Origin of the sequence: Rhizobium sp. UBA1881 (assembly GCF_002338015.1) — a bacterium.
Taxonomy (GTDB): Bacteria; Pseudomonadota; Alphaproteobacteria; order Rhizobiales; family Rhizobiaceae; genus Rhizobium.
Genome location: NZ_DDHH01000157.1, coordinates 1 through 18,805, shown reverse-complemented (window position 1 = coordinate 18,805; position 18,805 = coordinate 1). Strand labels below are relative to the sequence as shown.

21 protein-coding genes are annotated in these 18,805 nt (G+C 62.4%); 18 read left to right on the top strand and 3 right to left on the bottom strand.

Annotation, left to right across the window (positions count from 1 at the left end; genetic code table 11):
- From B3605_RS19090 to B3605_RS19080, 3 genes are all read left to right on the top strand, one after another.
- On the top strand, positions 1–1,613 hold a 1,613-nt coding region (locus B3605_RS19090; RefSeq protein ID WP_296435559.1), incomplete at its 5' end, for a cobaltochelatase subunit CobN.
- Between the two features lies 1 nt (position 1,614).
- Positions 1,615–2,259: a cob(I)yrinic acid a,c-diamide adenosyltransferase gene (cobO, locus tag B3605_RS19085; protein WP_037178722.1), complete on the top strand. Its 645-nt coding sequence runs from the start codon at positions 1,615–1,617 to the stop codon at positions 2,257–2,259.
- Positions 2,259–2,684 carry an EamA family transporter gene (locus B3605_RS19080; protein WP_112941726.1) on the top strand — a complete coding sequence of 142 codons (426 nt, stop codon included), beginning with the start codon at positions 2,259–2,261 and terminating at the stop codon, positions 2,682–2,684. The genes cobO and B3605_RS19080 overlap by 1 nt, the downstream gene beginning before the upstream one ends.
- Positions 2,685–2,687: 3 nt before the next feature.
- Here the strand turns inward: B3605_RS19080 and B3605_RS19075 are convergent, their stop codons facing one another.
- Positions 2,688–3,473, bottom strand: a complete 786-nt coding sequence (locus tag B3605_RS19075; protein ID WP_112941725.1) for a TSUP family transporter — start codon at positions 3,471–3,473, stop codon at positions 2,688–2,690.
- Between the two features lie 106 nt (positions 3,474–3,579).
- Between B3605_RS19075 and B3605_RS19070 the strand changes: the two genes are divergently transcribed.
- From B3605_RS19070 to B3605_RS19005, 14 genes are all read left to right on the top strand, one after another.
- Complete coding sequence (locus B3605_RS19070) at positions 3,580–3,999, top strand: cobalamin biosynthesis protein (RefSeq protein WP_112941724.1); 420 nt, start codon at positions 3,580–3,582, stop codon at positions 3,997–3,999.
- 89 nt (positions 4,000–4,088) lie between these two features.
- Entirely contained in the window at positions 4,089–5,039 is a 951-nt protein-coding gene (locus B3605_RS19065; protein WP_112941723.1) for a nucleoside hydrolase, read from the top strand.
- A gap of 177 nt (positions 5,040–5,216) precedes the next feature.
- Positions 5,217–6,059 (top strand): uroporphyrinogen-III C-methyltransferase, encoded by an 843-nt coding sequence (cobA, locus tag B3605_RS19060; protein ID WP_112941722.1) that lies wholly within the window; start codon positions 5,217–5,219, stop codon positions 6,057–6,059.
- Positions 6,056–7,396: a cobyrinate a,c-diamide synthase gene (locus B3605_RS19055; RefSeq protein ID WP_018900654.1), complete on the top strand. Its 1,341-nt coding sequence runs from the start codon at positions 6,056–6,058 to the stop codon at positions 7,394–7,396. The genes cobA and B3605_RS19055 overlap by 4 nt, the downstream gene beginning before the upstream one ends.
- The gene (gene cobD, locus B3605_RS19050; protein WP_112941721.1) at positions 7,393–8,394 is read left to right on the top strand and encodes a threonine-phosphate decarboxylase CobD; all 1,002 of its coding nucleotides are present in this window, start codon (positions 7,393–7,395) and stop codon (positions 8,392–8,394) included. Before B3605_RS19055 ends, cobD begins: the two co-directional genes overlap by 4 nt.
- Entirely contained in the window at positions 8,391–9,371 is a 981-nt protein-coding gene (cbiB, locus tag B3605_RS19045) for an adenosylcobinamide-phosphate synthase CbiB (protein ID WP_112941720.1), read from the top strand. The genes cobD and cbiB overlap by 4 nt, the downstream gene beginning before the upstream one ends.
- A gap of 109 nt (positions 9,372–9,480) precedes the next feature.
- Positions 9,481–9,909, top strand: a complete 429-nt coding sequence (locus B3605_RS19040) for a L,D-transpeptidase (RefSeq protein WP_026283377.1) — start codon at positions 9,481–9,483, stop codon at positions 9,907–9,909.
- A 162-nt stretch (positions 9,910–10,071) separates the two neighbouring features.
- A complete protein-coding gene (locus tag B3605_RS19035; protein ID WP_018900650.1) occupies positions 10,072–10,350 on the top strand; it encodes an acyl carrier protein in 279 nt (92 codons plus the stop codon).
- Between the two features lie 222 nt (positions 10,351–10,572).
- Positions 10,573–11,055, top strand: coding sequence for a 3-hydroxyacyl-ACP dehydratase FabZ family protein (locus tag B3605_RS19030; RefSeq protein ID WP_026283376.1), 483 nt, complete (start codon positions 10,573–10,575; stop codon positions 11,053–11,055).
- Entirely contained in the window at positions 11,052–12,248 is a 1,197-nt protein-coding gene (locus tag B3605_RS19025) for a beta-ketoacyl-ACP synthase (protein ID WP_112941719.1), read from the top strand. Before B3605_RS19030 ends, B3605_RS19025 begins: the two co-directional genes overlap by 4 nt.
- Positions 12,249–12,259: 11 nt before the next feature.
- The gene (locus tag B3605_RS19020; protein WP_047505454.1) at positions 12,260–13,546 is read left to right on the top strand and encodes a beta-ketoacyl-ACP synthase; all 1,287 of its coding nucleotides are present in this window, start codon (positions 12,260–12,262) and stop codon (positions 13,544–13,546) included.
- A 120-nt stretch (positions 13,547–13,666) separates the two neighbouring features.
- The gene (locus B3605_RS19015) at positions 13,667–14,695 is read left to right on the top strand and encodes a zinc-binding dehydrogenase (protein ID WP_047505452.1); all 1,029 of its coding nucleotides are present in this window, start codon (positions 13,667–13,669) and stop codon (positions 14,693–14,695) included.
- Between the two features lie 4 nt (positions 14,696–14,699).
- Positions 14,700–15,632, top strand: a complete 933-nt coding sequence (locus B3605_RS19010) for a lipid A biosynthesis lauroyl acyltransferase (RefSeq protein WP_112941718.1) — start codon at positions 14,700–14,702, stop codon at positions 15,630–15,632.
- A gap of 157 nt (positions 15,633–15,789) precedes the next feature.
- Positions 15,790–16,533, top strand: coding sequence for a PAS domain-containing protein (locus B3605_RS19005; RefSeq protein ID WP_112941717.1), 744 nt, complete (start codon positions 15,790–15,792; stop codon positions 16,531–16,533).
- Here B3605_RS19005 and B3605_RS19000 read toward each other — a convergent pair whose 3' ends face one another.
- Entirely contained in the window at positions 16,534–16,887 is a 354-nt protein-coding gene (locus B3605_RS19000) for a VOC family protein (protein ID WP_112941716.1), read from the bottom strand.
- Between the two features lie 9 nt (positions 16,888–16,896).
- On the bottom strand, positions 16,897–17,295 hold the full coding sequence (locus tag B3605_RS18995; protein ID WP_112941715.1) for an SRPBCC family protein: 399 nt from the start codon (positions 17,293–17,295) through the stop codon (positions 16,897–16,899).
- Positions 17,296–17,627: 332 nt separating this feature from the next.
- Between B3605_RS18995 and gndA the strand changes: the two genes are divergently transcribed.
- Positions 17,628–18,805, top strand: a 1,178-nt coding sequence (gene gndA, locus B3605_RS18990) for an NADP-dependent phosphogluconate dehydrogenase (protein WP_296435551.1), incomplete at its 3' end; no start/stop codon positions are given.

Here is an 18,805-nt window from a genome sequence, read left to right as displayed (position 1 = left end):
GGGCAGAGGGGGGTACCCCACCCATCAACGCAGCCATCGACCCTCTCGACTGCGACATGGCCGCTCCTTGGACCGGGCCACGCCCCGATATCCTGGCGGACGTCTCGTCCGATCCGTGGCGCACCCAGGGCGACACCGTCGAGCGCATCGAACTGCTCGCCGCCAAATTCGTGTCCGGCGAACTGCCATGCCCGACCCTCTGGTCCCAAACCAGAGCCGTCCTCCACGAGATCGAAACCCGCCTGAAACCCGCCATCCTCGCCTGCGGCGACGCCGAGATCGAAGGCTTGCTGCGTGGCCTCGACGGTCGCTTCGTCGCCCCCGGACCCTCGGGCGCACCGACGCGCGGGCGGCCGGATGTGTTGCCGACGGGGCGGAATTTTTACTCCGTGGACAGCCGCGCGGTGCCGACGCCGGCGGCCTATGAGCTGGGCAAGAAATCGGCGGAGCTTCTGGTGCGCCGTTATGTGCAGGATCATGGCGAGTGGCCGGTGTCGTTCGGGCTGACGGCGTGGGGGACGTCGAACATGCGCACCGGCGGCGACGATATCGCTCAGGCGCTGGCGCTGATCGGCGTGAAGCCGGTCTGGGATATGACCTCGCGGCGGGTGACCGGCTACGAGATCATTCCGCCGGCGATGCTGAGGCGGCCGCGAGTGGATGTGACGCTGCGTATTTCGGGCTTCTTCCGTGATGCCTTTCCGGAGCAGATCGCGCTGTTCGACAAGGCGATCCGGGCCGTTGGGGCTCTGGATGAGGATGCCGATGACAATCCGATCGCGGCGCGGATGCGCGGCGAGGCGGCGCGGCTGGAAGAGGCTGGGCTCGATGTGGCGCAGGCGAAGAGGCGGGCAGGGTATCGGATTTTCGGGTCGAAGCCTGGGGCTTACGGCGCCGGGCTGCAGGCGCTGATCGACGAGAAGGGCTGGGAGCGGCGCGCCGATCTGGCGGAGGCCTATCTGGTCTGGGGCAGCTATGCCTATGGCGCCGGCGAAGAGGGCCGGGCCGAGCGCGGCGTGTTCGAGGAGCGGCTGCGGTCCATCCAGGCCGTCGTGCAGAACCAGGACAATCGCGAGCACGACCTGCTCGACAGCGACGACTACTACCAGTTCGAAGGCGGCATGGCGGCGGCGGCGGAGACGCTTGGCGGTGCGCGGCCATCGATCTATCACAATGATCACTCGATGCCGGAAAAGCCCGTCATCCGGTCGCTGGAAGAGGAGATCGCCCGCGTGGTGCGCGGTCGTGTCGTCAATCCGAAGTGGATCGATGGCGTCATGCGGCATGGCTACAAGGGCGCCTTCGAGATCGCCGCGACGGTCGATTATCTCTTCGCCTTCGCGGCGACCACGGGCGCTGTCGGCAACCATCATTTCGAGGCTGTCTATCAGGCCTTCGTCGTCGATCAGCGCGTGCGCGATTTCATGATCGAGAAGAACGCGCACGCTTACGACGAGATGAGAGAGCGGCTGCTCGAAGCGATCGAGCGGCGGCTGTGGACGCCGCGCAGCAATTCGGCGCGGTTCGATCTCGCTGCCACAGACCGTACACACGAAAGATCAGGCGGTGGCGACACCGCCGACCGACTGAAGATTGCATCCGGAGAAGTTTGACATGACTGAGGAAACCACCGAGACCACGACGGAGGCCACTGGCCACGACGATGCCCGCCACAGCGAGAAGATGGCCAAGAAGAAGGCCGCGCGCGACAAGATCATGGCGACGAAGACGGGCGAGAAGGGCCTGATCATCGTTCACACCGGCAAGGGCAAGGGCAAGTCGTCCTCGGCCTTCGGGATGATCTTCCGCCATATCGCGCATGGCAAGCCGTCCGCCGTGGTGCAGTTCATCAAGGGCGCGATGTGGACAGGCGAGCGCGACCTGATCGAGAAGCATTTCTCCGATGTCTGCCAGTTCCACACGATGGGCGAGGGCTTCACCTGGGAAACGCAGGACCGCGCGCGCGACGTTGCGGCCGCCGGTGCTGCCTGGGAGAAGGCCAAGGAGCTGATCCGTGACGAGCGCAACTCGATGGTGCTGCTCGATGAGATCAACATCGCGCTGCGCTACGATTACATCGATATCAACGAGGTCGTGGAGTTCCTGAAGACCGAAAAGCCCTATATGACTCATGTCGTTCTCACCGGGCGCAATGCCAAGGATGAGCTGATCGAGATCGCCGATCTGGTGACGGAGATGGAGCTGATCAAGCATCCTTTCCGCTCGGGTATCAAGGGGCAGGCGGGCGTGGAGTTCTGATGACGCAGAGTTGGGTTTTCTGGGCCGTTCTCTCGGCCGCGTTCGCGGCGCTGACGGCGATTTTCGCCAAGATCGGCGTGGCGGGCGTCAATTCGGATTTCGCGACGCTCATCCGCACCGTCGTCATTCTTGTCATCATCAGCGCCATCGTGATGGCAAGCGGGCAGTGGCAGCCGTTCTCCAGCATCTCGTCGAAGACCTGGCTGTTTCTGTGCCTTTCGGGCGCTGCGACGGGCGCGTCGTGGCTTGCCTATTTCCGCGCCTTGAAGATCGGCGATGCCGCACGCGTCGCGCCGATCGACAAGCTGTCGATCGTCCTCGTCGCCATCTTCGGCGTCGTGTTTCTCGGCGAGAAGCTGAACATGATGAACTGGCTCGGCGTCAGCCTGATTGCCGCAGGAGCTTTGCTTCTGGCGCTGTTCTGAGGCTCAGAGGCCGAGCCATACGCGCAGCGGATTGGCGGGGTCGGACAAGAGCTTGATCGTGAACGCGATGCAGACGATGACGAGCAGCGGCTTGATCAGCTTCGCGCCGATGCGCATCGCAAGCCGCGAACCGAGCTGGGCGCCGAGAAACTGACAGACGCCCATCAGCAGGCCGACCTTCCAGAGGATCGCGCCGAAGGAGACAAAGACGGCGAGCGCGCCGACGTTCGAGCCGAAGTTCAAGAGCTTGGTGTGCGCGGTTGCCTTCAGCATGCCGAAGCCCGCCAGCGACACGAAGCCGAGCATGAGGAACGAGCCGGTGCCGGGGCCAAAGACGCCGTCATAAAAGCCGATGGCAGGCACCAGCGTGAGGCCGAAGGCGAAGGGTGTGATGCGGCGGTGCTTGTCGACGTCGCCAAGATTCGGCTTCAGCGCGAAGTAGAGCGCGATCGCGATCAGCAGGACCGGCATGATTGCCCTCAGCACATCGCCCGGCACGATCGTCGCAAGTGCCGCGCCGAGCGCGCCACCCATGACCGCCATCAACGCCATCGGCAGCTGATCGCGCAGGTTCACGTGGCCCTTGCGAGCATAGGCGATGGTGGCCGATGCCGCGCCGAAGACCGATTGCACCTTGTTGGTGCCCAGTGTCTGCAGCGGCGGGATGCCCGCGATCAGCATGGCCGGAACGGTGATGAGGCCACCACCACCGGCTATGGCATCCACGAAACCGGCTAGGAAAGCTGCAAGGGCGAGAAGAAAAAGCAGGTGGGGGGCAAGATCGGACAAGGGGAAACCTGTGGGGCTGCTAATGCGCTGTGTCGTCGCGCTTGTTGCATTTACCTGACGGGGCTGCAATGGCTTGCGTGACACAGGCAACCGGCATTTCGCGCATATGACCGCACTCTCCTTCGATACCACCCGCCGCTACGTGCTCGGCCTCGGCTGCGAGCGCGCGGCGTCGCCTGACGAGGTCATGGCGCTGGTCGCTTCGGCATTGAAGATGGCGGGCGTCGAGCCCGGTCAGGTGGCCGGGGTGGCTTCGATCGATTCCCGGTGCGGCGAGCCGGCGATGGCGGTGGTTGCCACGCGGCTTGCGGTCCCCTCGGTATTCTTCGACGCCGCAACGCTCGAGAGGGAGACGCCGAGGATCAAGACCCCTTCCGATGTCGTCTTTGCGCGGGTGGGCTGCCATGGGGTTGCGGAATCCGCGGCGCTTGCGGCGATCGGGGCCTATGCCGAGCTTGTGCTGCCGAAAATCAAATCGGCGCATGCGACGGCTGCGATCGCACGCGCCCTGTTGCGGAAAGAATAGCGCTCGCTATGGTGACCGCCGAAGCTGTCGCAGCGGTTCTGTCGCGCGGCTGCCAAGGTATGACATGAAAACATGCAAGAGGGACGATTATGCATAAGGTGATTTACGATACGGATCCGGGTGTTGACGATGCGATGGCGCTGCTTTTCCTGCACCGTCATGCCGACATCGATCTGATCGGCATCACGACCGTGTTCGGCAACGCCTCGATCGAGACGACGACGCGCAACGCGCTGTTCCTCAAACGCGAATGGAACATTCCGGCACCCGTCGCCAAGGGCGCGAGTGTCACGATCGATCCGTCGCGCAAGGAAGGCGCCTGGCCGACCTTCGTGCATGGTGACGACGGGCTGGGTAACATCAATGTTCCCGAGGTGGTCGACGTGCCGCTCGATCCGCGTCCGGCCTACAAGTTCATCATCGATACCGTGCGCGCCAATCCTGGCGAGGTGACGCTGGTGGCTGTCGGGCGCATGACCAACCTTGCTCTGGCGCTGAAGGAAGATCCTGAGATTGCCGGCCTGGTGAAGCAGGTTGTCATCATGGGCGGCAACTTTTATGTGCCTGGCAATGTGACGCCTGTGGCCGAAGCCAATATCCATGGCGACCCCGAGGCCGCCGATATCGTGCTCACCGCACCGTGGCAGGTTGTCGTCATCGGCCTCGATGTCACCGCGATCACGACGATGAGCCGCAGCTATCTCGGCGCGATGGCGGCAAAGGGCGACAAGGCCGTGCAGCTGCTCGACAAGCTCTCGCAGTTCTACATCGATTTCTACAAGCATGCCGTCGAGGACGGGATGATGGTGCATGACAGCTGCGCCTGCGTCTATGTCGTGGCGCCGGAGCTGTTCACGACGATCTCGGGCGCGATGCGCGTCGTTTGCGGCGGCATCGCCGATGGCCAGACGATCATCAAGCAGGACGGCCGTCGTTTCCCGCCGGGCGATTGGGACGGCCTGCCGAGCCAGATCGCCTGCACCGGGATCCAGTCGCAGGAGGTCATCGACCTGATCCGCGATACGTTGCTTAACGCTTAGTCGGCAATCGTAACCGGTATTTCGGCGCAAGCGCATTGGCGAATCCATTCAGCCGCTTGCGCCGATATTCTCATAATTTGAATCCGCTTTGGGCGCTGCAATCGGCGTGATCCTGACATGCATCTTCGCTGCGTTTGCGGCGTTGACGTCGTCCGCCGCCGGGCATAGATCATCGTCATGATCGAAACGGTACTTTCTCACCTCCCGGCGATGGATCCCGGCAGTGTCTGGCTCGTGGGCGCGGGGCCCGGCGATCCGGGCCTTTTGACGCTGCTTGCTGTCAAGGGGCTGATGGAAGCCGATGTCATCGTGCATGATGCGTTGGTCGATGCCGAGTGCCTGAAGCTGGCGCGGCCGGGTGCCGTTCTCGAATATGCGGGAAAGCGCGGCGGTAAGCCTTCCGCCAAACAGCGCGACATCTCGCTTCGCCTGGTCGAGCTCGCGCAGGCGGGAAATCGCGTTCTCAGGCTGAAGGGTGGTGATCCCTTCGTCTTCGGGCGTGGGGGCGAAGAGGCGCTGACGCTGGTCGAATACAACGTCCCATTTCGCATCGTGCCGGGCATTTCGGCGGGGATCGGCGGGCTTGCCTATGCGGGTATCCCCGTGACCCACCGCGACATCAATCATGCGGTGACGTTTTTGACCGGCCACAATTCATCGGGGCTGGTGCCGGACGCGATAAACTGGGATGCTATAGGCAAGGGCTCGCCCGTCATCGTCATGTATATGGCGATGAAGCATATTGCCGAGATCAGTGCCAACCTGATTGCCGCGGGGCGCTCGCGCAACGAGCCGGTCGCTTTCGTTTGTAATGCGTCCACGAGCGCGCAGCAGGTGCTGGAAACAACGCTCGGCGAGGCACCGGTCGCAGCGCTGACGTCGGGTATTGAGCCACCGGCGATCGTGGTGGTCGGCGAGGTGGTGCGGTTGCGTGGCTCTCTCGATTGGCTGGGTGCGCTGGCCGGACGACGGTTGCATCCCGATCCGTTCCGGAGGTCCGGCAGTAAGGAGACGGCATGAGTGGTCTGTTGATTGCAGCCCCGTCCTCCGGGTCGGGAAAGACGACGGTGACGCTTGGGCTCCTCAGGGCGCTTCGCAAGCGCGGGGTGGAGGTCGCGCCTGGAAAGGCGGGGCCTGACTATATCGATCCGGCCTTCCATGCCGCGGCAAGCGGCGTCGCCTGTCTCAATTTCGATCCCTGGGCGATGCGCCCCGAACTGATCGCCGCCAACGCGACGCTGCATCGCTCCGGCGACCGTCTGCTTGTCATCGAGGCGATGATGGGTCTCTTCGACGGGGCGGCCGACGGCAAGGGGACGGCGGCGGATCTGGCGGCGATGCTGGGGCTTTCCGTCGTTCTTGTGGTTGACGCTTCGCACATGTCGCAGTCTGTCGCCGCGCTTGTGGCCGGCTTTGCCGGGTTCCGCGCCGATGTCCGGATCGCCGGCGTCATCCTCAATAAGGTTGGCGGCGATCGGCATGAGATGATGCTGCGCCAGGCGCTCGAGGCGAGCCGCATGCCTGTGATTGCAGTCGTGCGCCGGGACGCCGAGATCGCGCTGCCGGAGCGGCATCTTGGTCTTGTGCAGGCCGGCGAGCATGAGGCGCTGGAGAAATTCGTCGAGCATGCGGCGCAGGCGGTCTCGCAGAACTGCAATTTCGACTTCCTGATGCGTGTCGCCAGACAGGGTTTCGCACGGCCCTCGACCGCCAATATCGACCGTCTGCCGCCGCTTGGCAGCCGGATCGCGGTGGCACGCGATATCGCGTTTGCCTTCTGCTACGAGCACATGCTGCTCGGCTGGCGGCGTCGCGGCGCAGATATCTCGTTTTTCTCGCCGCTTGCCGACGAGCCGCCGGAGCGCACCGCAGACGCCATCTATCTCCCCGGCGGCTACCCGGAACTGCACGCCGGACGGATCGCCGCCGCGTCGACCTTTCGCGAGAGCATGCGCCAGGCAGCAGAAGGTGGGGTGCGGATCTACGGGGAGTGCGGTGGCTACATGGTGATGGGCGATGGGCTGGTGGATGCCAGCGGCGAACGCCACGAAATGCTCGGGCTTCTGCCGCTGGTCACCAGCTATGAGGAGCGCAGGCGTCATCTCGGTTATCGGCGGGTCTATCCCATCAACGGCTCGTTCTTCACGCAGCCGATGACGGCGCACGAGTTTCACTATTCGTCGGTGGTTTCCGAAGGCGAGGCGGACCGGCTTTTCAAGGTGACCGACGCATTGAACAACGATCTTGGCACGGCTGGCCTGCAGCGCTGGCAGGTGGCCGGGTCCTACATGCATCTCATCGACGTGGCGGCGCAGGTCAGCGGACCGGCGGGTAGCGCCGGCGGACCGGCACGATGAATGCGCCGATCATCCATGGTGGCGGCATAACGGCCGCCGCAGCCCTTTATGGTGGCAGGCTCGAGGAGTGGCTCGATCTCTCCACTGGTATCAGCCCGTTTCCGGCGGTCCTGCCTGATATCCCCATGCGCGCCTGGCATCGGTTGCCGGATCAGCATCTCGTCCACGAGGCGCGGGAGGCGGCGCGGGATTATTATGGCAGCGGCGACAGCCTGCCGTTGCCGGTGCCCGGCACCCAATCGGTCATTCAGCTTCTGCCGCGTTTGATTGCGGCGGGCGGGCGCGTTGCCATTCTCGGGCCGACTTACGGTGAATATGAGCGGGCCTTCGTGATCGCCGGAGCGGCTGTCGATCGGCTTGATGGGATCGACGAGATCGGTGACCATCACGCGCTTGTCGTCATCGTCAATCCTAACAATCCCGATGGCCGGATCTACCAGCCCGACGTGCTCTTAAATCTTGCGCGTCGGCTGGCGGCGCGGGGAGGGATTCTCGTCGTGGATGAAGCATTCGGCGATACGGTTGCCGAGGCCAGTGTCGCCGGCCATGTCGGGGATCACGCCAATCTCATCGTCTTTCGCTCCTTCGGCAAGTTCTTCGGTCTTGCCGGGTTGCGGCTCGGATTTGTCATCGCGGCGCGGCCGATTCTCGATGGGTTCGAGAGCTTGCTTGGCCCGTGGGCTGTCTCCGGGCCGGCGCTGTCGATCGCCGCTTCCCTGCTGCGCACCGATACCGAGCCGCTGCGGCGCGCGGTCGCTGAGCGCAGCGAGGCGATGCGTGAGGTTCTGACCAAAGGCGGGCTTCGCATTCGCGGCGGCACCGCGCTTTTCTCGCTGGTCGAAGACGAGGCGGCGGATGCGTTGCAGGCACATCTGAGCGTGCACCACATTCTGGTCCGCAAGTTCGATTATGCCCCTTCCTGGCTGCGCTTCGGCGTGACCGCGGATACCACTGGCGACCTCAGGCTCGCCGATGCCCTGTTGAGCTTCAATCGATGATTTTTGAACTGAATCTTCTCGTGCTGGTGCTTGCTTTGATGCTCGACAGGATCGTTGGCGATCCGGATGTGCTGTGGGCGCGGCTGCCGCACCCGATCGTGCTGTTCGGCAAGGCGATCTCGCGGATGGAGACGCTGTTCAATCGGACGGAACTGCCAGGCAAGAGCCGCGGTCGCAACGGCATGCTGGTCATCTCGGTCCTGCTTCTGATCGCGATCGTCGCGGGCATTGCGCTGCATCTCTTCTTCGCGCTGTTCGGGCTTGCGGGCATCTTGCTCGAGGTTCTCTGCGTCACGGTGTTCCTGGCTCAAAAGAGCCTTGCCGATCATGTCGAGGCGGTTGCCACCGGTCTTCGACAGGGTGGGCTCGATGGTGGGCGGAAGGCCGTGTCGATGATCGTCGGGCGCGACCCGGAAACGCTGGACGAGCCGGCTGTCTGCAGGGCAGCGATCGAGAGCCTTGCCGAGAATTTTTCGGACGGCGTCGTCGCGCCGGCGCTATGGTATCTCGTGTTCGGTCTGCCGGGATTGCTTGCCTACAAGATGCTGAACACGGCGGATTCGATGATCGGCCACAAGTCGGAACGCTATGTCGATTTCGGCTGGGCGTCGGCAAGGCTTGATGATCTCGCGAACTGGCCGGCGGCGCGGCTGTCGATCGCGCTGATCGCGGCGGGTGCGTGGTTGAGGCGCGGCGGCGATGCCTGCCGCGAGGCGTTCAAGATCGCGATGCGCGACGGGGGCATGCATCGCTCGCCGAACTCCGGCCGCCCGGAAGCGGCGATGGCTGGTGCGCTCAATGTGCAACTCGCGGGACCGCGCGTCTATTCCGGTGTCGTGGTGATGGAGCCGATGATCAATGGCGGAGGCAGAGAGACCGCTGTCATCGAGGACATCGAGAGCGCGGTCTCCGTCTTCTATGCCAGCTGCTCGGTTCTTGCCTTCGTCGCGCTGGTGATCTTCCTGTTTCTTCTGTAGATCGCCGCCGATACTGTTATCATATTGATTACCATGCTCCTTAAGCGGATGTAACGTCTCCCGTCGTAGTCTTGTTCAACTGTATTCATGCAGAATGAACGAGGGGACGATGAGAACTATACTTGCAGGAGCTGCGGCGATCGTATTGCTGCAGTTGTCGGCCGTTGCGGCTGAGGCCTCGACCTTGATCGCGAAGATCAGCATCAGCTCGCAAACCATGACGGTCACCGAAAACGGCTTCGTCAAATATCGCTGGAAGGTTTCGACGGCGCGCTCCGGTTATAGGACGCCTGTCGGTTCCTGGAGCGCCAAGTGGCTGTCGCGTGACCACCGCTCGAAGAAGTATGACGATGCGCCGATGCCATACGCGGTGTTCTTCAATGGCGGCTATGCAGTGCATGCCACCTTTGATCTCAAGCGTCTCGGCCGCCCGGCATCGCATGGATGCATTCGCCTGCATCCCAACAATGCCGCGCAGTTTTTCGACATGACGCGGCAGGCGGGATTGGCCAATACGCGGGTCGTCGTGACGAACTGAGCGAGGCGAAACGTCGCGGAAACGGTTGCCGGCTGCCTTTTGGTGCATGCTGTTTGAGCAACAGTACCTGCGCAAATTGCGCGTCGGGCTGGACGAAAGCATTGGCTTTTGAAATGGATTTGCCTATGAGGGGGAAAACTATCATTTCCAAGAGGTACAGGCGTGACCGCTACATTCGATAAAGTTGCCGACATCATTGCAGAAACCAGCGAGATCGATCGTGATACGATCACGCCGGAAAGCCATACGATCGACGACCTCGGTATCGACAGCCTCGACTTCCTCGATATCGTTTTCGCCATCGACAAGGAATTCGGCATCAAGATCCCGCTCGAAAAGTGGACGCAGGAAGTCAACGAGGGAAAGGTTTCCACGTCGGAATACTTCGTGCTGAAGAACCTCTGCGCCAAGATCGACGAACTGCGCGCCGCCAAGGCCTGATCGATACGCACAATTTTTTTCTCCGCCCTGTCGCCATTCACCATGGCGGCCGGGCGGTTTTGTTACTAAGTAGGCCCACAGGGTCGCGGTTTGCGAAATCGGCTCCGATTTTCGCAAGGCTCGGTCCTGTCGATTAGAAAATGATAGAGCGTCCTTTGTGCGTCCCTTCGGATGCACGGCGCTCTAGCCGACGGCATGTTGCCTGTGCGGCCGGAGGATCCGATGCTCCTGGAATACTTCCAGATGATCGATCGCGTCGAGGCGGTCGACCTTCAGACCAAGACACTCAAGGCACGCTCCGTCGTGCCGGCGAAGAGCCCGGTGTTCGAAGGTCATTTTCCCGGCATGCCCCTTGTCCCGGGCGTGCTTCTCATTGAAACCATGGCGCAGGCCTCAGGCATGCTGGTGCTGGCGGCGACCGATTTCGCGGCCATGCCGTTCCTGATGTCGGTCGACGGTGCGAAGATGCGCACCTTCGTCGAGCCGGAGGCGGTCCTCGATATCGAGGCGTTTCTGGAGCACGACGGCTCGGGCTTCGCGGTCACCAAGGCCAAGATCACCAGCGGCGGCAAGAAAGTGTGCGACGCGCAGCTGAAGCTGCGCACCATGCCGTTCAGCGAAATTCCGCTTGGTGACATCGTCAAGAAACGCGCCAGTGAAATCGGCCTGATGGATGCAATCGCTGCGCAGGGAGTGAATGGATGAGCAAGGCTCAGAATGATGTCGTCATCACGGGCGTCGGTATCGTAACCTGTCAGGGCGTCGGCAAGGAGCCGCATATCGCGTTGCTCAACGCCGCCGACGCACCGAAGACGGTTGTCGAGACCGAGAAGTTCAAGCCCTATCCGATCCATCCGCTGCCCGAAGTGGATTGGTCGCTGCAGATCGCCAAGCGCGGCGATCAGCGGCAGATGGAAAACTGGCAGCGCATCGGCGTGTTTGCGGCGGGCCTGGCTCTCGACGACGCCGGTCTCAAGGACAATGTCGAAGCCTGCGGCACGATGGACATGATCGTGGCAGCCGGCGGCGGCGAGCGCGACATCAATGTCGACACGCTGATCGTCGATGAAGGCCTGAAGCGCAACGACCGCGAAGTTCTCTTGAACGAGAAGCTCACGACCGAGCTTCGCCCGACGCTCTTCCTGGCGCAGCTCTCAAACCTGCTCGCCGGCAATATCTCGATCGTCCACAAGGTCACAGGCTCCTCGCGCACCTTCATGGGTGAGGAATCGGCCGGCATTTCCGCCGTCGAGACCGCGTTCTACCGCATCAAGTCAGGCGAATCCTCGCATGCGCTGGTTGGCGGCGCGTTTTCTGCCGAGCGTCTCGACATGGTTCTGCTGTTCGAGGCGATCGGCTCGCATTCGCGCGGCGAATGGCAGCCCTTGTGGTCGCGCAACGACGGCGGCATCACCAGCGGTTCTCTCGGCGCCTTCCTGGTGCTCGAATCGCGGGCGCATGCCGAAGAGCGCGGCGCCCATATCTATTCGACGATCTCGTCCATCGAGGGCGATCGCGGCAATCGCGGCGCCGGCAATCTCGAAAAGCGCCTTGAGCGGCTGCTCGAGCCGGCCAGGGGCCTGCCGGCCGAAAGCACGGCGATCTTCTCAGGTTCCTCGGGCATGCCCGAGCTCGCCTCGCGCGAAAAGGCGGTTCTGGAGCATCAGCTGCCGGGCGCTGCCATCCGCGGCTTCGGCGGCGTGACCGGCCATGGACTGGAGGCGCACTTCACCCTCGGGTTGGCGCTGGCCGCCCTTGCCATCGACGGCGAGGCCAAGGTGCCGGCATTCGACGGCGCATACGAGAAAGCAATGAGCACAGGCACGAAGGCCGCTGTCGTCACGACGGTCGGGCATCAGCGTGGCGAAGGCGTCGCCGTTTTGTCGGCGGACGCGTGAGGAGCAGGCACATGACGGATCAAGCTTACAAGGATCATCTCGGCCGCCCGATCGTGGCTGTGACCGGCGTCGGCATCATGACCTCGCTGGGGCAGGGCCTCAAGGACAACTGGTCGGCGCTGATATCGGGCAAATCCGGTATCCACGATATCAACCGTTTCCCGACGGACGGTCTTTCGACGCGGATCGCCGGCACTGTCGATTTCATCGACGTTCCGGCGCCGAACGCCGTCGAGCGCTCCTACGCATTCGCGCGCGAGACGACGATCGAGGCGCTGGCCGATGCCGATATATCAGGCGATTTCAACGGCCCGCTGTTTCTCGCAGCACCGCCGATCGAGCCGGAGTGGATTGCCCGCTTCGAACTCGGCGATCGTTCGCCGCCGCCCTCGCAGCCGGGCGACGCCTATGACCGTTTCCTGACCGCGATGCGCCAGCGTCCCGATCCGGCGTTCCACGAGGCGGCGCTGTTCGGCGCCATCTCGGAGCGTCTGGCTGATCGTTTCGGTACGCGCGGTCTGCCGGTGACGCTGTCGACGGCCTGTGCTTCGGGCGCGACCGCGATCCAGCTCGGCATCGAGGCGATCCGCCAGGGCCGCACGAACCGGGCCCTTGCCGTTGCGACCGATGGCTCGGTCAGTGCCGAGGCGCTGATCCGCTTCTCGCTGCTCTCGGCCCTGTCGACGCAGAACGACAACCCGACCAAGGCTTCCAAGCCGTTCAGCAAGGACCGCGACGGCTTTGTCATCGCCGAAGGTGCTGCGACGCTGGTGCTGGAATCGCTGGAATCGGCGATTGCGCGTGGCGCCAAGGTGCTTGGCATCATGAAGGGTGCCGGCGAAAAGGCCGACAGCTTCCATCGCACACGGTCCTCGCCGGATGGCGGCCCCGCGATCGCGACGATCCGCGCAGCTCTTGCCGATGCGGGCATGGATGAAGGCGATATCGGCTACATCAACGCTCATGGCACCTCGACGCCTGAGAACGACAAGATGGAATATGGCTCGATGCTTGCTGTTTTCGGCGACCGCATGGCGTCCATTCCGCTGTCGTCGAACAAGTCGATGATCGGCCATACGCTGACGGCGGCTGGTGCCGTCGAAGCCGTGTTCTCGCTGCAGACGATGCGGACGGGCACGCTGCCGCCGACCATCAACTACACCAACCCGGATCCGGCGATCGTTCTCGACGTGGTGCCGAATGTGAAGCGGGACGCGCAGGTCAACGCCGTGCTTTCCAACTCCTTCGGCTTCGGCGGCCAGAACGCCAGCCTTGTCATGGCGCTGGAACCGGCTTAAGCGGTTTGCGACCATAAATTCCATTGTTGCGGCCGCGCCCGGTAAGGGCCTGCGGGACGCGACAGCAACCATAAACCGCGCATCGGCCGTCCGGCTGGTGCGACCGCGAAGGATTTTGCCATGCGCGCTCTGCAACTGATCGACGACCGCAAGCTCGAGATCACCGATCTGCCTGAACCCGATGCGCCCGGCGCCGGCGAAGTGACGCTGCGCGTCAAGGCGGTCGCGCTCAACCATATCGACGTCTGGGGCTGGCGCGGCATGGCGTTCGCCAAGCGCAAGATGCCGCTCGTCATCGGTGCGGAAGCATCCGGTGTCGTCGAGGCGATCGGTCCCGGCGTGTCCAATGTGCTTCCGGGCCAGCTGGTTGCCGTCTATGGCGCGCGCACCTGCGGCCTCTGCCGTCCGTGCCGCGAGGGGCGCGATAATCTCTGCGAACACGTCTCGGGCGTTCACGGCTTCCACCTTGATGGCTTCGCACAGGAGAAGGTCAACCTTCCGGCTCGTCTGCTGGTGCCTGCACCTCCCGGCGTCGATGCCGTCGGTGCTGCCGTCGCACCGGTTACCTTTGGTACGGTCGAGCACATGCTGTTCGACAACGCCAAGCTGGAGCCGGGCGAAACCATACTCGTCCATGCCGGCGGTTCCGGCATCGGCACGGCGGCGATCCAGCTTGCCAAGAAGATCGGCTGCACCGTCATCACCACCGTTGGCTCCGACGACAAGATCGAGAAGGCCAAGGCGCTCGGCGCCGATCACGTTATCAACTACCGCACCGACCGTTTCGAGGGCGTGGTGCGCAAGCTCACCAAGAAGAAGGGCGTCGACGTCGTCTTCGAACATGTGGGCAAGGACACCTGGGCCGGCTCGATGCTCTGCCTGAAGCGCGGCGGGCGTCTTGTGACCTGTGGCTCGACATCGGGCGTCTCGACCGACATGAACCTGATGATGCTGTTCCAGCAGCAGCTGAAGCTGCTCGGCTCCTTCGGCTGCCGCATGGAGAACATGGCCGACGCCATGCAGAAGATGGGCCGTGGCCTCGTGCATCCCGTCATCGACACCGAAGTCAGCTTCGACGATATCGACCGGGCGCTGGAGCGCATGGAGTCGCGCCAGATTTTCGGCAAGATCATCCTGAAGATGGATTGATCCCTTGGAGCTGTTCATCACCCGGATCGTCCTGAAACTGGACCATTTTCGCCAGTGGCTGATCGCGCAGGTGATGTTCGGCTTCCTCAACTTCCTGAAGATCTTCCCGGCCGACGGGGCGATCAATTTCATCGATTGGCTGATGCGCAAGATCGGCCCGAAGATGAAGCGCCACAAGCTGATTCTGGCCAATCTCCGCAACGCCTTTCCCGAAAAGAGCGACGAGGAGATCAACCAGATCGCGCTTGGCAGCTGGGCCAATATGGGTCGGCTCGCTGCGGAATATGTGTTTCTCGATCGGCTGTTCGATTTCGATCCGGAGAAGAGCGCGCCGGGCAGGGTAGAGGTGTCAGGGATCCCGATCTTCCTCGATCTCCTGGAGAACCCGCGTCCCTTCATCGTCTTTACCGGCCATACCGGCAATTTCGAGCTGCTGCCGGTGGCGGGCGCCGCCTTCGGTCTCTACGTCAGCGTCCTCTTCCGGCCGCCGAACAATCCTTACGTGGCCCAGAAGGTGTTCGACTTCCGCAGTGCCCGCATGGGCAAGTTGGTGCCTTCGCATGCCGGATCGTCGTTTGCGCTTGCTCGCCAGCTGGAAGCGGAGCAGGGGGTCGGCGTGCTCGTCGACCAGAAGTTCGGCCGTGGCCTGAAAACCGAGTTCTTCGGCCTGCCGGTGAAGACCAATCCGCTGCTCGGCAAGCTGGTGCGCCAGTTCAACTGCGAGGTCTACCCGGCCCGCTGTATCCGCCTTCCCGGTAATCGGTACCGGCTGGAAATCGAACCAAAGGTCGAGCTGCCGCGCGATGCGAACGGCAACCTAGATATGGTCGGTACCGCACAGCTCTTGAACGACAAGGTTGAAAGCTGGGTGCGGGAATACCCGGAACAGTGGCTTTGGTACCATGACCGGTGGGAAATCAAGCGCCAAGTCATGTAGTGGGCCCTCTACTACATCTTGTCATTGAAAAACAAGGTCTCTTCGTCATTGAACATGAAACGGCGTCATGTTACCGATTTCTGACAAAAGGGATCGTGAACGGTAAAGACGCCGGCATGCTCTCTTACATCGAAGAAATTCCCTCACGGAAATCGGCATGGGAGGTGTCGTGCTCGGGCTTTTTCAGGCATTCTCGTTGCGGTGTTCGCAGATTGACGAGGCCATAAGGCTTGGTGACGATGCGCGCGTAAGCAGCCTCGACGGCTCGATCGACGCGCTTATCGAGACAATCCTTGGCTACCGCGCTACCAATCTGTTCTACGCGCACATGCAGATGCAGTTTGTCGGCTGCTTGATCGATCAGTACGCCGAAGACAGCGAATCCGTGCGCGAGCATGTAAAGCTGCTCGCCTACATGATGGAGCAGTATCTCGGTTCGACCGTTCCGCGCTGGCAGATGCCGCCGCTGGAGCGCATGGACCGGGAACGCGTATCCGCGCCTGCCGCCTACGTGCCCAATACCGACAACGGCAACTTCCTGAACTCGGCGATCCTCGAATCCCTGCCGGATCGGGTCGCGGTCGTGACCAAGGACTACCGCTACCTCTACGCCAATGCCGCGAGTGCCGCCTACGCCAAGCGCAAGCCATTTGAAATGGTCGGTCGCCATATCAAGGACGTGCTCGGTGAAGCACGCTTCGTGGACTGCATCAAGGGAATGCTCGACTCGTGTTTTGCGGGTGGAACATGCGATCAGACCTATGAACGACCCGAAGAAAACGCCGTGTATAGAACACGGTACCGCATGTCGCCGCTGCGGGATTCTTCCGGCTATATCATCGGGGCGCTTATCGTCTCGCAGGATGCCGGATCCTCGTCGGCGGCCAATCTGGCTGCCTGATCACGCCTTCGTCCACACCGCCAGTTCATATCCATCGGGATCTGCGAAGTGAAAGCGGCTGCCGCCTGGGAAGCCGAAGATCGGGCGAACGATCTTGCCACCCGCGTCTTCGACCGCTTGTAACGCCGCCGGCAGGTCGTCGGCATATAGGATGACGAGTGGGCCGCCGGGGCGGGGTGCCTCGAGGTTGGTGAAGCCGCCCTTCAGCAGTCCATCGTCGAATTCGCAGTAGTTGGGGCCGTAGTCGGTAAAGCGCCAGCCGAAGGCCTTGCCGTAGAACGCCTTTGAGCGCTCGATGTCGGCTACATTGAACTCGACATAGTCGATACGAAGCTCGGTTTTCGTAGATGTCATCGTTGCTTCCTAGATTTCCATCAGCTTCTTCAGCGCTTCGAGATCGCGCGCCACATGCGCCGCATCGGCCTCGAACTGCTCGTCAGTCATATCCGGCAGGCGGAGCAAAGTGAACATCACCTCGCAGCCGTCGCCATTGGTGACGATCCTGAGCGCGTTATAGACGCGCAATCCGTTCGCGATCGTGACGGTATGGTCGAGAACGCCGAATTCGTTGTGGGGGGCGAAGCTCACGCGAACCGTGCCGAGGACGCCCTTGGCGATCCAGTCGTCGCCGCTTTTCTCCAGGCCGGATGCAAGGCCCGATGCCCAGAGCGGCATGTTTTCAGGCGCCCCGGCAAAGGCCCAGACGTCCCGCCAGTTCCGCTCGATGGACCGGTGAATAATTCTTGCAGGCATGGTTGCCACGGGTTCTCCTCCTTCATTTTCGCGGGCGGCTTAACGTCGCATATTGACCGCGCATCACTGCCGCTCGGGTGCCAACGGCACCAAAACCGCCGAGATCAGGGCCTCGTTGGCAATATGGTTCACTTGGCGCCGGACGCAATACGCGACCGATCCGAGGCGAATCGAACTTGCCGTATGAGCTAGAGAGTGCCACAACACCCGTCCAATTTGACTAAAGCGCCTCGCGATCTTTCAGATTCACTCGTTGCGCTTTAGATCTTTGTTTTACCGCATGTCGTTATCGCAAAACCGCTTCACACTTTTGCGCGACATGCTCTAACCGGAGAGATATCGTGGAAAAGGCAGAAATCGGGCTGATCGGCCTTGCGGTCATGGGTTCCAACCTCGCTCTGAACATCGCGGAAAAGGGCAACAAGATTGCGGTGTTCAACCGCACGCCCGACAAGACGGACGAGTTCTACGAGAGCGCCGGCGATCTGAAGAAGCAGATCATTCCGTGCAAGACGATCGAGGAATTCGTCGAGGCGATCCGCCCGCCGCGCCCGATCATCATCATGATCAAGGCCGGCGAGCCGGTCGACCAGCAGATGGAGCTGCTGCGTCCGCATCTCTCCAAGGGCGACATCATGATCGATGCCGGCAACGCCAACTTCCGCGACACGATCGCCCGCTTCGATCGCCTCAAGGACACCGACCTGACCTTCATCGGCATGGGTGTTTCCGGTGGCGAGGAAGGTGCGCGTCACGGCCCGTCGATCATGGTCGGCGGCACGGAAGATAGCTGGAAGCGCGTCGAGCCGGTGCTGACCTCGATCGCCGCCAAGTACAAGGGCGACCCGTGCGTGGCCTGGCTCGGCAATGACGGCGCCGGTCACTTCGTCAAGACGATCCACAACGGCATCGAATATGCCGACATGCAGATGATCGCCGAAATCTACGGCGTCCTGCGCGACGGTCTCGGCAAGAGTGCCAAGGACATCTCAGGCATCTTCGGCGACTGGAACAAGGGCCGCCTGAACTCCTACCTGATCGAGATCTCCGAGAAGGTTCTGGCCGCGACCGACCCGATCTCCGGCGGTGCGATGGTCGACATGATCCTCGACAAGGCCGGCCAGAAGGGCACCGGCAAGTGGTCGGCGATCGAAGCGCAGAACATGGGCATTCCGGCAACGGCGATCGAAGCGGCCGTTGCCGCCCGCAGCCTGTCGTCGATGAAGACCGAGCGCGAAGCCGCCGAGAAGATCTTCGGCAAGCCGGAATACAACTTCCCGGTCGCTTACGGCCCCGAGCTCGTCAAGGACCTGGAACTGGCTCTCTTCGCCGCCAAGATCGGCGCGTATGCGCAGGGCTTCGCGGTGATGGCGGAAGCCTCGCGCGAGTTCAAGTGGTCGCTGCCGATGCCAACCATTGCCAAGATCTGGCGTGACGGCTGCATCATCCGTTCGCAGTTCCTCGACGAGATCACCTCGGCCTTCACCAAGGCGCCTGACGTCGCCAACCTGATCGTGAC

Bases quoted from the DNA above. Each gene is read 5' to 3' on its own strand.
- B3605_RS19065 (WP_112941723.1), top strand. From the start codon at position 4,089: ATGCATAAGGTGATTTACGATACGGATCCGGGTGTTGACGATGCGATG.
- B3605_RS19030 (WP_026283376.1), top strand. From the start codon at position 10,573: ATGCTCCTGGAATACTTCCAGATGATCGATCGCGTCGAGGCGGTCGAC.
- B3605_RS19080 (WP_112941726.1), top strand. From the start codon at position 2,259: ATGACGCAGAGTTGGGTTTTCTGGGCCGTTCTCTCGGCCGCGTTCGCG.
- B3605_RS19005 (WP_112941717.1), top strand. From the start codon at position 15,790: ATGGGAGGTGTCGTGCTCGGGCTTTTTCAGGCATTCTCGTTGCGGTGT.
- B3605_RS19070 (WP_112941724.1), top strand. From the start codon at position 3,580: ATGACCGCACTCTCCTTCGATACCACCCGCCGCTACGTGCTCGGCCTC.
- B3605_RS19000 (WP_112941716.1), bottom strand. From the start codon at position 16,887: ATGACATCTACGAAAACCGAGCTTCGTATCGACTATGTCGAGTTCAAT.
- B3605_RS19025 (WP_112941719.1), top strand. From the start codon at position 11,052: ATGAGCAAGGCTCAGAATGATGTCGTCATCACGGGCGTCGGTATCGTA.
- B3605_RS19040 (WP_026283377.1), top strand. From the start codon at position 9,481: ATGAGAACTATACTTGCAGGAGCTGCGGCGATCGTATTGCTGCAGTTG.
- B3605_RS19015 (WP_047505452.1), top strand. From the start codon at position 13,667: ATGCGCGCTCTGCAACTGATCGACGACCGCAAGCTCGAGATCACCGAT.
- B3605_RS19020 (WP_047505454.1), top strand. From the start codon at position 12,260: ATGACGGATCAAGCTTACAAGGATCATCTCGGCCGCCCGATCGTGGCT.
- cobD (WP_112941721.1), top strand. From the start codon at position 7,393: ATGAATGCGCCGATCATCCATGGTGGCGGCATAACGGCCGCCGCAGCC.
- cbiB (WP_112941720.1), top strand. From the start codon at position 8,391: ATGATTTTTGAACTGAATCTTCTCGTGCTGGTGCTTGCTTTGATGCTC.
- B3605_RS19055 (WP_018900654.1), top strand. From the start codon at position 6,056: ATGAGTGGTCTGTTGATTGCAGCCCCGTCCTCCGGGTCGGGAAAGACG.
- cobA (WP_112941722.1), top strand. From the start codon at position 5,217: ATGATCGAAACGGTACTTTCTCACCTCCCGGCGATGGATCCCGGCAGT.
- cobO (WP_037178722.1), top strand. From the start codon at position 1,615: ATGACTGAGGAAACCACCGAGACCACGACGGAGGCCACTGGCCACGAC.